The sequence below is a fragment of the Bifidobacterium mizhiense genome, from assembly GCF_020884755.1.
In the GTDB taxonomy this organism is placed as follows: domain Bacteria; phylum Actinomycetota; class Actinomycetes; order Actinomycetales; family Bifidobacteriaceae; genus Bombiscardovia; species Bombiscardovia mizhiensis.
Genome location: NZ_BPWE01000003.1, coordinates 280,811 through 293,187 on the forward strand (window position 1 = coordinate 280,811; position 12,377 = coordinate 293,187).

The window sequence follows — 12,377 nt, forward strand, 5'->3', positions numbered from 1 at the left end:
CAGTCCTTTGATCTGCGGGACCGGAAGCCATTGGTGCGGCCGATCCGACTTCGGCTTTACTTGCCGACCTTGACCAGCAGAGCCATCAGCCCGGAGGCGATGGCCGCCGCGCCCATGAAGAGGAAGGCTCCGACGAAGGAACCGCCGGCCGCCTTGACCAGGTAGCCGATGATCATGGGGGCCAGGAATCCGCCCAGGGTGCCGCCGGTATTGATGATGCCGATGGCGGAGCCGATGATGTGCGGGTCCATGATCTTGTGGGGCCAGGTGAAGATGCCGGTGAAGGCCACCACGGAGACGCAGGATACCAGGATCAGCAGCAGGAGGGAGAGCCAGATGTTGCGCGAGAAGACGAAGCATACGACCAGGACGGCGCTGATCACCCCGGCGCCCAGAATGGCCAGCTTCTCCCTGCCCAGGAAGAGCTTCGAAAGCAGCTGACCGGCGTAGATGGTGGCGACGGTCGTGAAGACCGCGTTGACCGCCAGCAGGATGCCGGCCTGGCCAATCGTAAGGCCAAAGGTGTTTTTGATGAAGGTGGGCATCCAGGAGATATTGCCGTACAGGAGGATGTTCAGCAGCAGCATGGCCACGAAGAGGACCAGCACGTTCCTGTTCTTCAGAACCTCGAGGAAGCCTGCCCCCTTGGCTCCGGGCTTCTGGTCAGCCTCGGGCTGGCGGGGCTTGGAGGGCACGAAGATCAGGATGCAGACAAAGGCCAGCAGGTAGAGGGTGCCCAGCACAGCGTAGGCCAGGTGCCAGTTGATGGCGACCAGGTTGGCGCCCAGGACGAAGGCCAGAATGCCGCCGATGCCCGAGGTCGACAGGATCAGCGACTGGACGAAGGTGCGCCGTTCCTGGGGGAAGTTCTCCGCGATCGACTTGGAGCAGGAGGGCGGGTAGCCGCCGTGGCCCATGCCAGCGAAGAACCGGACGATGATGAAGAAGGCCAGACCATTGGCCAGGCCGAACAGGTAGCTGAACAGACCGATGATGATCATGGAGGCCATCAGCACACGCTTGGCCCCAAGCCGGTCGGCCAGCCAGCCGCTGGGAATCTGCATGAGCGAGTAGCCCAGGAAGAAGGCCGACATGATGATGCCTGTCTGCCCCGAGTCAAGGTGGAACTGCTCGGAGATGGGGATGATGGCGGTCGAGATCATGTTCTTGTCCATGTACACGATCGAGTAACCGGCCATCAGGGAAAAGATCAGCGTTCCGCTCGCCGTTTTTGAGGATTGCTTGATTGCCATTGGTCTGTCATCCTTCAGTAGAAACCGGCCGCCGCCGGGCAAGGTGATCCCGCAAAGATCACAGGGCCTGGCGGCAGCCGAACAGTAGAGGTCAGTGGGGCATCACATCGTCAGGAATGACGACCTTGTACTCCTGACCGGCGAAGGTCTTGTCGAAGTCCTCCTTGGCGGCCTTGACCAGATCCGAGTTGGTAAAGGCATCGTAGGCGGTCAGGGCCAGGGTCTTGCCCGCAGCCAGCAGGCCCTTGTGGGCCACCGAGGACTTGCCGTTGGCCGCCCACTGCCAGGAGTGGGCCGAGGTTCCCTGGGGCTCGAACCCGCCGCTGAACTGGGCGGTGGGCGTCTGCCAGCTGACATCGCCGACATCGGTGGATCCCGATGCCGTATCGGTGAAGACCAGTGGGTACTTCTTCAAGGCCATGGTGGACTCGGCCATCTTCCTGACTTCCTCATCCGTCAGATCAGGGAAGGCCTCCTTGGTGCGGCTGAGCACCCGCTGCTTGCCGGCCTCGGGGACCGTGTCCGTGTAGCGGCGCTCGTAGTCCAGCTCCTGCTGATCCAGGGGCAGGGGGCCGACGAGGTCCAGGTTCTTGTCTATGGCCTCGGTCAGCGGATGGTTGGGAATGAAGTTGTAGCAGGCCGCGTCGAACTCCTCCTTGACCTGGGTCTCGGTCATCAGGGCCGCACCCTGGGCGATCTTCTCCACACGCTTGAACAGATCTTGAGCCTGGTCCATCCTGGGGGCGCGCACGAAGTAGTAGAGCCGGGCATGGGACTGCACCACGTTGGCTGACTCGCCGCCTGCGTCGATGAAGGCGTAGTGCACGCGGGCCGCATCGATCATGTGCTCGCGCAGGAACTGCACGCCCACGTTCATCAGCTCAGCGGCGTCCAGGGCGCTTCGGCCCAGCTCGGGAGCCGCAGCCGCATGCGCCGGCACACCGGTGAAGTCGAAGTAGGCCTGCAGGACCGCCAGGCTGGAGGAGCCCCAGGCCTGGGTCACATCCGAGGGATGCCAGGACAGGGCCAGATCCAGCCCGTCGAAGACCCCGTCCCTGGCCATGAAGGCCTTGCCGTAACCCGACTCCTCAGCCGGGCAGCCGAAGACCTTGATGGTCCCCTTGAGGCCCTTCTCCTGCATGAAGGTCTTGATGCCCACGCCTGCCGCGACGGCGGCCATGCCCAGGATGTTGTGGCCGCAGCCTTGCCCGTTGCCGCCTTCAACCAAGGGCTTGTGCTCGCCCAGGTCGGCCACCTGGCTGAGCCCTCCCAGGGCATCGTATTCGCCGGTGATGCCGATCACCGGACGGCCCGAACCCCAGGTCGCCACATAGGCATAGTCCATATGGCCCACGCCCTTCTCGATCTCGAAGCCCTCCTGCTCAAGCACCTTGTAGTGCTGCTGGACCGACTCCTTGACTGCAAACCTGGTCTCAGGGGTGCCCCAAATATGATCGGCTGCCTCGATGAACTCCTGTGACTTGTCCTCGATGATCTGCATGATGCGTTGCTTGTCGTCCACGCCTGTCGACTCCTTCGTTTCGTTTGCTGCGCTGATTTCCACGGCGGACACATGGCCTGCTCCGCTGTGATAAGTCACAGACTACCTTTCATGGGCGTTACGAGGGTGTTCAGACGTGTAAATTTGGACGACTATGGGTAACCTCACAAAATTGGAGGTTCTGTCTTCTCAGGCATTCTCCACGCCGCCAAAGCGCCTGTCCCGGTGGATGTAATCGTCGATGGCCCGCCAGAGCACCTCTCGTCCGCAGTCCGGGAAGAGCTCAGGGACGAAATCCAGCTCCGCATAGGCCGCCTGCCAGGGCAGAAAATTGGAGGTGCGCTGCTCCCCAGAGGTGCGCATGACCAGGTCGCAATCCGGAATGTCGGGGTTGTAGAGGTGCTGGGCGATCATCTTTTCGGTCACCTTGGAACCCTTGATCTGCCCGGCCGCAACTTCTCGGGCGATGTCTGTGGCTGCATCGGCCAGCTCAGCCCTGCCCCCGTAGTTGATGCAGAAGATCACATCGATCCTGGTGTTGTGCCGGGTGCGCTCCATGGCCGCCTCCAGCTCGTCGATGACCGACTTCCAGAGCCGGGGCCGACGGCCAGCCCAGCGCACGCGCACCCCCCAGTCGTCCATCTGGGCCACCCTACGGTGGATGATGTCCCGGGAGAAGCCCATCAGAAAGCGGACCTCGGCCGGCGAGCGCTTCCAGTTCTCCGTGGAAAAGGTGTACAGGCTCAGGTAGCGGACCCCGGCCTCAATGGCCCCGGCTATGGTGTCGAAGACCACCGGCTCGGCGGCCCGGTGACCCTGGGTGCGCTCCATGCCCCTCTGCTTGGCCCAGCGGCCATTCCCATCCATGATCACACCCAGGTGCCGCGGGACTGAGCCCTTGGGGAACTGCGGGATACGCGCGGGGTCGGAGAAGGGGGCTGCGGGCACATCCAGGGAGGTGTAGTCGACGGGGTCAAAGCTCATGCTTCAAGAATCTAATAGCCTCAGGGATCTGATGGGCCGCTCCAGGTAATATTCGCCCCATTTCTCAACAAGACCGTCGCAGAGGGGGGTGGAACCCTTGCCGTCCAGCTTGGACCAGTCCCCGGTGCTCAGCGCCCGGAAGCGTGCCAGGGTGGCGGGATCCACCGCCACGGCGTCGGTAGGCCTGTCCCTACTGCAGACCACCCCACCGCCAGGCACCGAAAAGTGGGTCAGCTGGTCGGTCCGGCCGCAGACGATGCAGGAATCCAGCCGGGGCCTCCAGCCAGCCAGCGCCAGGGACCGCAGCAGGTAGGAGGCGCCGATGTCACGGGGTCCATGTCGGTGACCAGCCAGACTGGCCAGGGCGGAGGCCAGCAGACGGTATTGCTCAGGGGCCGGCTCGTGCTCGCCCACCACCAGCTTGTCGGCGGTCTCAAGCATGACGCCCCCGTTGGCATAGAGGTCATAGTCGGCGCATATGGCATCTGCATAGGCGGCTATGCTGACGGCCTGGGAGACGATGTCCAGGTTGCGGCCACGGGAGATGAGCAGGTCGTCACGCATGAATGGCTCCAGACGCGCGCCGAAGCGGGACTTGGTCCGTCGCACCCCCTTGGCCACGGCCCTGACCTTGCCGTGTCCCCTGGTCAGAATGGTGACGATCCGATCTGCCTCGCCCAGTTTGACCGTTCTGAGGACCAGGCCCTCGTCACGATAGATAGCCACGACGGCCCCGTCCTTTCATTGGTAGATGAACAGGCCCCAGAAAGCGAAGATCAGCAGGACTCCGAACATGGCCAGGGTGGTGACGGTGAAGAGCGCGACGCCAAAGCGGGTGGAGGCCAGCACAGGCCTGGGATCCAAGTTGCGCATCTGCTGACGCAAAGTGGGGCCACCGGCCTTGCTTGTGCGGACCTGGTCGGGCAACCGGTCCAATCCCCTGAGTGAGGCTACCTCGACCATACGGGCGAAGGTGCGCGACCAGGCCCAGATGACCAGGGCGCAGACCACCTGGATGACCGGCCAGCTCCAGTAGCTGACCCCAGCCTGGTCGGGCACGCCGCCCCAGCCCAGGCGCACCACGGCCATGATGACCTGGCCCAGACCAGCTCCGAAAAGGACCAGGGTAGCCAGGGTGGTGCCGGTAATGGTGACCAAGGTGCCGCCGAAGCCATGGCTGAAGCCCAGGACCGGGTCCTTGCGCCGGCGCAGACGGAATAATTTCATCAGACCGGCCGCCAAAGCCATAATCAAGGCCGCCAGCAAAAGCACCAGGGTCAGCAGGTGCAGGACCAGCATATAGATGGTCAGCGAGCGTCGCCCCCGCAGGTCAGTAGGCACGGCGATGGACTGGTGGATGGTGGCCCCACCCACGCTGGGGCTGGTCTGATGCAGGCCATGGACCTGACCCACCGCCCAGTCGACCATGTCCTGCTGGTAGTGGTCGGCCAGGGGCGTGCCGGTCCGGGCCTCATCTCCCAAACGCAGCACATGGTTGGAGACCGGGTAGGAACGCACAGTGACGTTCTCGTTGCCCGAGGCGTGGGCCTGGGCGAGCACGCGTTGCACCCCCTCCACCTGGGCGGTCATGACATCCTTGGCCCCGTAGGCCAGCAGGGTGGGAATGGCATAGGTGCTGCGGTCGGTGGGGTCGATGTCCAGATTATTCAGGCCCAAGAGGGAGGCATCGGTGCTGAAGAGCCGACGAACCACCGACTGGTAGCCCTGGTTGGCCCCGGCAATGGCGAAATCCTGGGCTACGAAGAAGCCCATCGCGTGCCGCGGCGAATAGACCATGGGGCTCAGCAGGATCTGGAAGGCGATCCGGTGGTCCATGGTCAGCAGCATGGCGGCGATCCAAGTGCTCTCGCTGGTGGCATAGATGCCTACCTTGGATGCATCCACATCAGCCCGGTCGCGCAGTAGATTGGCAACCCGCTCGTAGGCCTTGGCCGAGGCGGGATAGTCCCGGTCGGCATCATTGGTGGACCAGACCGGCTTGTCCAGCACGGCGGTGACGAAACCGGCGGAAGCCAGGGTTCGGGCCACGTCCCCGAAGGAGTTGTCGCAGGTGCCGTAACCGGCGCCGTGCATGAAGACTACGGCTGGCCGATGCCCTGAGGCCTCCTTGGGGGCGCGGATCAGTATTCGGATGCGTTGGTGCTCGCCAGTGGCTGGCCGTTCCACGCTCAGTTCCTGGTGACGGGATTCGACCTGGTACTGCCCCATGGCCTCCCTGTCAACCCCGGCAGGCCAGTCGAAGGTGACCGCGGTGTCCGGAGTCAGCGTGGGAAAATTCTGATCCACTGGTTCGTATTTCCACGGGACGGCGGTCAAGTGGGAGACCGAGGCCAGCAGACCCATGAGAATGATGAAGACGGGCAGGCTGGTCATGAGCCGCCTGACCCTGCTCCACCCGCTTGCAGGGAGGGAACGCTCAACCTCTTGGGACACGTCGGCCATTGTAACCGGTGGCGGGGATGGCGCTTACGCCCTCAGCTGGCGCGGCCGGTGACCGGGACCACCATGGGCCCTGCCTCCGGCAAAGTTTCACCCTGGGCCGCCGCCTTGGCATCCATCTGGGCGGCGATTTCCTTGGCCCGTTCCAGCAGCGTGGGGACAATCTGGTCCTCGGGCACGGTCTGCACCACCTTGCCCTTGATGATGATCTGGCCCTTGCCGTTGCCCGAAGCCACCCCCAGGTCGGCCTCCCTGGCCTCGCCAGGTCCATTGACGATGCAGCCCATGACGGCCACCCGGATGGGGGCGGTGATGTCCTTGAGCCCCTCGGTGACCTCCTTGGCCAGTTCGATCACATCCACCTGGGCTCTGCCGCAGGAGGGGCAGGAGATGATGTCGAAGTGGCGCTGGCGCAACCCTAGGTACTCCAGAATCTTGCAGCCCACCTTGACCTCTTCCACAGGCGGTGCGGACAGGGAAACACGAATAGTGTCGCCGATGCCCTCGGCCAGAAGTGCGCCGAAGGCCAGGCAGGACTTGATGGTCCCCTGCCAGGAGGGCCCGGCCTCGGTCACGCCCAGGTGCAGGGGCCAGTCGCCCTTGGAGGCCAGAAGCCTGTAGGTCTGGACCGTGGTGACGGGATCGTGGTGCTTGACGGAGATCTTGAAGTCATGGAAGCCCACGTCCTCGAACATGTGGGCCTCTTTCAAAGCCGAGGCGACCAGGGCCTCAGGGGTGGGTCCGCCGTAGCGGGCGTAAATGTCCTTGTCAAGGCTGCCGGCATTGACACCGATGCGCAGGGAGATGCCTGCATCGGTGGCGGCCTTGCAGATCTCGGGGCCGACCTGGTCGAACTTGCGGATGTTGCCCGGGTTGACCCTGACGGCTGCGCAGCCCGCATCGATGGCCTGGAAGACGTACTTGCTCTGGAAGTGAATGTCGGCGATGACCGGGATGGGCGACTTCTTGGCAATGATGGGAAGCGCGTCGGCATCGTCCTGGCTGGGCACAGCCACCCGTACGATGTCGCAGCCGGCGGCGGCCAGCTCGGCGATCTGCTGCAGGGTGGCATTGATGTCAGCGGTGACCGTGTTGGTCATGGACTGCACTGATATGGGGGCTCCCCCGCCGACCGGCACAGGCCCCACCATGATCCGACGGGAGCGGCGACGAGGATGCAGCGGAGTCTGGCTGATGGCCTGCTCGCCTGTCTTGCGGAACCCCTGAGAGGATGTTGACTGTTCGGTCTTGGGAATGCTACTCACGCTGTCATGTCTATCAAAGCATCGGCCCTTTGGCGTGCCTCATGCTCGACTTGCTCCATTACCTCCACGGATGTGAATGTTCCCGGAAGATGCGTTTCCATGGCATCCATGACCGAACGGATGGTTTCGACGATGCCCAGGTAGGGCAGCCGGTGATCCAGGAAGGCCCGGACCGCCTGCTCGTTGGCGGCATTGAAGACCGCGGTCATGGGCTCGCAGCTTCCCAGGGCCCGCCTGGCCAGGTTGACCGCCGGGAACGCCTGGTCGTCCAAGGGCTCGAAAGTCCAGGTGCTGGCCTTGGACCAGTCGCAGGCCATAGCCACATGGTCAAGACGGGCGGGCGCCGAAAGGCCCAGGGCGATGGGCAGGCGCATATCCGGAGGGGAAGCCTGGCTTATGGTGGCCCCGTCCTGGAACTGGACCATGGAGTGGACCACGGACTGGGGGTGGACCACCACGGTGATCCGCTCGGGCTCGATCCGGAAGAGCCTGCTGGCCTCGATGACCTCCAGCCCCTTGTTGACCATAGTGGATGAGTTGATGGTGACCACCGGACCCATGGACCAGGTCGGATGATTCAGGGCCTGCTCAGGGGTGACCTCGCGCATGGCTTGGCGGCTCCAGCCCCGGAAAGGACCTCCCGATGCCGTGACCACCAGACGGGCCACCTCTCCATGCTGCCCCGAACGCAGAGACTGCCAGATGGCTGAATGCTCGGAGTCGACCGGGTTGATCTGACCCGGCCGTATCTCGGCATCAAAGAGCAGATGGCCGCCGGCCACCACGGACTCCTTGTTGGCCAGAGCCAGCTGGGATCCGGCCTGCAGGGCCGCAATGGACGGGCGCAGACCGACTGATCCGGTGATGCCGTTGAGGACCAGATCGCTGCCGGAGCCGGCCAGAGCCTGGACCGCATCCATGCCTGCTTCTACTTGGATACCAGTCAATCCCAAGGCCTTGAGCGCCTGCTGCAGGGCCGGAAGCTGGGCCTTGTCGGCCAGAGCCAGACGGGTCACGCCAAAATCACGGGCCTGACGGGCCAACAGTTCGACATGGGCGCCACCGGCGGCCAATCCAGTCACCTGGAACCGATCCCTATGTCGACTGATCAGATCCAAGGCCTGTGTACCGATGGATCCTGTGGATCCCAGGATGACCAGACTGCGAGACTGGTCGGCATCGGCCCTGGGCGACCAATCCGCCAGGGTACGTTCACGCTCGACCGGCAAACCGGCCTGCACGCCTTCGCTCATCACTGCCAACTGACTCATCGACCGCCTTTATCCTGCTCCCCCTCGTCGCCGAAGGCCGGGAATGAAATATCAGGGATGTCCAGATCCATCTTGGGCAGATCCTGGTTGAGCAGGGAGTTCAGGTAGGAATCCGGATCCTGGTCCTGCTTGTTCCCCTGCGTGTTTTGTGAGTACCGAGGCTTGGCCCAGTCGGGCGTATCCGTGCTGCTTTCGGCTGTTTCGGCCCAAGGACGCTCCTGGGTCTCAGGTGCTGCTGGTGCCGGCTCCTCGTAGCTGCCCAAGGGCCCGCCTGCGCCCAGAGGGCCGTCAACGAACGGCGAAGAGATAACTGAGGTGGATCCTGGCGCAGACGAGTTGTGAGCGTCAGCATCGCTCGAGGGGAACGCCGGCGATGCCGGACCTGTGGTAGGAACGAACGCAGCCCCCGTCGAGGTGGACGGGGCGGATGCGGCAAGTGTCGAAGGGGTCGGCTGGAATACCGTCGGCTCAGGAGTCTGCGGTGCTTGGGAAGGCGAAGAAGAGGCCGTCGAGTTGACAGGCATGGATTGCGCAGCCGACGCAGGTGCAGCTGATCCTGCAGCGGGGACTGCAGGTGTATAGCTGGCTAGCGCAGAGGTGGGCATGACTGATTCAGGCCGACCGGAGACAGCCGGATTTGCAGGAGCAACGGCCGCTCCGCCGCCGACATCGACTGAGGATGCAGACCGGGCTGAAGCTGTTGAAGGTGTATCAACACCAGTATCCACAGCCGCTCCAGCGCCGTCCTGAGCCAGTCGCTGGTTGACCGCTGAAGCCAGGGCACTCAGGGAGCTGTTGGGCTGGGCCGTCGGCACCGTCTGCGTGCTGGCAGCGGGAGCATCGAAGATGGCCCGTTCCGCCTGATGCAGTTGAGCGAAATCGTCCTGACTGCTTTGGTCCTCCGCAACAGGGGAAGCATTGGGGATGCTCCAAGCGGGTTCCTGACTCTGTCCGATCAGCGGCTGAACGCCCGAGGCTGAAGAGTCCTGCACAGGAAGCTGCGATTGCGCAGGAACAGCGGCAGGCGCCGTTGAACTCGCGCTTGCTCTCTTGGCCCTCTCGCTGACCCTGGCGAAGGACTCCAGCTGCTCCAGAAGCTCGACGGCCTTGGCCAGGAAGAAGTCCACCTGGCGCTCGTCATAACCCTTGGGCCCCCGCCGCTGGGTGAAGATGACGTTGGAGACGCGGTCAGCCGTGATGTCGGTGTTCTTCGACTTGCCCGAGTCCGTCTTCCGCCCCTCCTGCAGGTTGAGCTGGTCAGAAGTCTTATTGAGGACCTGCTCGATCAGCCGCTCCACCTGCTTGCAGTCGTATGAGGGCATGCCGGGATCCCCGCGCTTGAAGACGCTGCCTGAGGGCCTGCCGGCATGAGTGGTCAGCTCCGATTGCAGACTGACCATTCTGGTCGTCCAACCATCCACGCCCACCCGGGCTATCTCCAGGCTGGTCTGCCTGTCGGAAATCACCCTCTCCAGTCGGGAGAGGGCTGCGTCCACCTGGGTGATGATGTAGCCGTTCTTGCACAGGTCGAAGGAGGCGTTGGCTATCTCCTCCTGGGTCAGATCAGGGTCCTGGCTCTCATAGAGCGAGTGCGCCCGCTCCAGGAAGGCATCCACCTGCTTGGTGTCATATCCCCACTTGCGCTTGCCCGAGCGCGCGATGGTCGCCTCGGTTCCACGGGCATCAGGCTTAGCTGACATCAGGCATCGACCTCCTGACCTTTCTTGCCAACGATCGTCGTGCATCGATTCTACGTGAGCGCTAAGACGCGACTTCGGGCACGCCCCCTAAAAACCCCTGTGGTCCCGCCCGGACTCGAACCGGGGACATCCACCGTGTAAAGGTGGCGCTCTAACCAACTGAGCCACGGGACCAGCACACTACCTTAGCAGAATACACGGTGACAAGGCCGCACGGTGCGGCTATAATCCACTAGGAATTCGCGGGCCTTGTCCGCAAAAAGAAGAGAAACACACCATATACACCGTATAAAAGGGGGGTTCGGATTGTCACAGACAGTCGATACAGGCAGCGGCAGGAAGACCAACCGCACCCTGGTGACGGTGGCGGTCTTCATCGCCACCTTCATGACGGCCATCGAGGGGACCATCGTCTCCACCGCCATGCCCACCATCATCGGGGACCTGCATGGGCTGTCCATCATGAACTGGGTCTACTCCATCTATCTGCTCATGACAGCGGTCACCACGCCCATCTACGGCAAGCTTTCGGACCGCTTTGGCCGCAAGCCGCTGCTGACCATCGGACTGCTGGTCTTCGTGATCGGATCCACCCTGTGCGCCCTCTCCCAGTCCATGCCCCAGCTGATCGGCGCCCGTTTTCTGCAGGGCCTGGGGGCCGGCGCCATCCAGCCGCTGACCTACACGGTCCTGGCCGACATCTATCCCCTGGACAAGCGGGCGGGCATGATCGGCCTGAACGGCTCGGCCTGGGGCATCGCCTCCATCATCGCCCCCCTGCTGGGAGGCTTCATCGTCCAGCAGATAAGCTGGCACTGGGTCTTCGCCATCAACGTGCCCATCGGCCTGCTGGTCATCATCATGATCCAGATTTTCCTGAGCGAGCATATTAAGGCGCGTGAAACCCGCGTCGACTACATCGGCATCGGGCTGCTCAGCGTCTGCCTGATCTGCCTGATGCTCTGCCTGCAGAGCCTGGGATCGGCGGGCGATACGCGAATTACCCTGGTCCTGGCTGCGGCCACCCTGGTCACCTTTGCCCTGCTGCTTCATGTGGAGGGCCGCCAGGAGGATCCCATCCTGCCCCTGCGGCTCTTCCGCATCAGAACCTTCGTCATCCAGAACATCTGCATGCTCCTGGTGGCCGGATTCCTCATGGGCTTTGACACCTACATGCCCATCTGGATGCAGTCTGTTCTGGGAATGAACCCTTCGCTGGGCGGCTTCGTGGTCACCCCCTCCTCCATTCTCTGGCTCCTGGGCGCCTACCTGGCCGGACCGCTGACCATGCACCACCCGCCGCACCGGGCCACCAACATCGGTCTGGCCTTCATTCTGACGGCCTGCATCTGCTACATAGCCGTCCCCCAAGCCACCGCCTACTGGGTCTTCCTGGTCATCTCGGCCGTGGTCGGCTTCGGCTTCGGCCTGACCATCACCACCTCGACCATCACCGCCCAGAGTGTGGTGCCCTCAGGCGACGTGGGCGCCTCGACCAGCTTCAACACCCTGGCCCGTTCCCTGGGGCAGACCCTGATGGTCTCCATCTTCGGCATCGTCATGAATACGGTCATCGCCCGCGAGGTGCCTGAGCATAAGGGACTGACCGAGGACATGATGAACAGCATGATCAACCCGGCCACGGCAGGGAGCATTCCATCGCGTCTGCTGGGCCCGGCCCGCACCATCGTCTTCGACGGCCTGCATTGGATCTTCCTGGTGGGCCTGGTCATTCTGATCCTGGCCCTGGTGGCCAACCTCTGCGATATCCGTTCGCGCACCCTGCTGGCCGAATATCAGAACAAGGCCACGACGGCTTCTCCGGCCATTGCTGAGAAGGGCGAGCAGTAAGGGCTGCTGGCCAGATTGGATTCCTGAGGGAATCCCTGATGAAAGAGAGCGAGGTGGTGGGCACGGTTGATCCTGATGTCCACCACCTCGTT

General features: G+C 63.3%; 9 protein-coding genes and 1 tRNA gene. 1 reads left to right on the forward strand and 9 read right to left on the reverse strand.

The annotated features are described in order from the left end of the window. Positions 1 to 56: 56 nt before the first annotated feature. The 9 genes from LPC22_RS06005 to LPC22_RS06045 form a co-directional block, all read right to left on the reverse strand. A complete protein-coding gene (locus LPC22_RS06005) occupies positions 57 to 1,253 on the reverse strand; it encodes an MFS transporter (protein WP_229133121.1) in 1,197 nt (398 codons plus the stop codon). 91 nt (positions 1,254 to 1,344) lie between these two features. After that, positions 1,345 to 2,775 (reverse strand): amidohydrolase, encoded by a 1,431-nt coding sequence (locus LPC22_RS06010; RefSeq protein ID WP_229133122.1) that lies wholly within the window; start codon positions 2,773 to 2,775, stop codon positions 1,345 to 1,347. Between the two features lie 168 nt (positions 2,776 to 2,943). Next, complete coding sequence (locus tag LPC22_RS06015) at positions 2,944 to 3,738, reverse strand: isoprenyl transferase (protein ID WP_101432098.1); 795 nt, start codon at positions 3,736 to 3,738, stop codon at positions 2,944 to 2,946. 3 nt (positions 3,739 to 3,741) lie between these two features. Then, positions 3,742 to 4,464 carry a DNA repair protein RecO gene (recO, locus tag LPC22_RS06020; RefSeq protein WP_229133123.1) on the reverse strand — a complete coding sequence of 241 codons (723 nt, stop codon included), beginning with the start codon at positions 4,462 to 4,464 and terminating at the stop codon, positions 3,742 to 3,744. A 15-nt stretch (positions 4,465 to 4,479) separates the two neighbouring features. Beyond that, on the reverse strand, positions 4,480 to 6,132 hold the full coding sequence (locus LPC22_RS06025) for an alpha/beta hydrolase family protein (protein ID WP_229133160.1): 1,653 nt from the start codon (positions 6,130 to 6,132) through the stop codon (positions 4,480 to 4,482). A 101-nt stretch (positions 6,133 to 6,233) separates the two neighbouring features. Continuing rightward, positions 6,234 to 7,463 (reverse strand): flavodoxin-dependent (E)-4-hydroxy-3-methylbut-2-enyl-diphosphate synthase, encoded by a 1,230-nt coding sequence (gene ispG, locus LPC22_RS06030; protein ID WP_180335377.1) that lies wholly within the window; start codon positions 7,461 to 7,463, stop codon positions 6,234 to 6,236. Then, positions 7,460 to 8,734 (reverse strand): 1-deoxy-D-xylulose-5-phosphate reductoisomerase, encoded by a 1,275-nt coding sequence (dxr, locus tag LPC22_RS06035; RefSeq protein ID WP_229133124.1) that lies wholly within the window; start codon positions 8,732 to 8,734, stop codon positions 7,460 to 7,462. The genes ispG and dxr overlap by 4 nt, the downstream gene beginning before the upstream one ends. After that, complete coding sequence (locus LPC22_RS06040) at positions 8,731 to 10,434, reverse strand: DivIVA domain-containing protein (RefSeq protein ID WP_229133125.1); 1,704 nt, start codon at positions 10,432 to 10,434, stop codon at positions 8,731 to 8,733. The genes dxr and LPC22_RS06040 overlap by 4 nt, the downstream gene beginning before the upstream one ends. Positions 10,435 to 10,534: 100 nt before the next feature. Next, positions 10,535 to 10,608: transfer RNA gene (locus LPC22_RS06045), tRNA-Val, on the reverse strand. A gap of 132 nt (positions 10,609 to 10,740) precedes the next feature. Between LPC22_RS06045 and LPC22_RS06050 the strand changes: the two genes are divergently transcribed. Next, positions 10,741 to 12,285 carry an MDR family MFS transporter gene (locus LPC22_RS06050; RefSeq protein WP_229133126.1) on the forward strand — a complete coding sequence of 515 codons (1,545 nt, stop codon included), beginning with the start codon at positions 10,741 to 10,743 and terminating at the stop codon, positions 12,283 to 12,285. The last annotated feature ends 92 nt before the right edge of the window (positions 12,286 to 12,377 follow it).

Coding starts and splice junctions, on each gene's coding strand:
- LPC22_RS06005 (WP_229133121.1), bottom strand. CDS start 1,253: ATGGCAATCAAGCAATCCTCAAAAACGGCGAGCGGAACGCTGATCTTT.
- LPC22_RS06015 (WP_101432098.1), bottom strand. CDS start 3,738: ATGAGCTTTGACCCCGTCGACTACACCTCCCTGGATGTGCCCGCAGCC.
- LPC22_RS06025 (WP_229133160.1), bottom strand. CDS start 6,132: ATGACCAGCCTGCCCGTCTTCATCATTCTCATGGGTCTGCTGGCCTCG.
- dxr (WP_229133124.1), bottom strand. CDS start 8,734: ATGAGTCAGTTGGCAGTGATGAGCGAAGGCGTGCAGGCCGGTTTGCCG.
- LPC22_RS06040 (WP_229133125.1), bottom strand. CDS start 10,434: ATGTCAGCTAAGCCTGATGCCCGTGGAACCGAGGCGACCATCGCGCGC.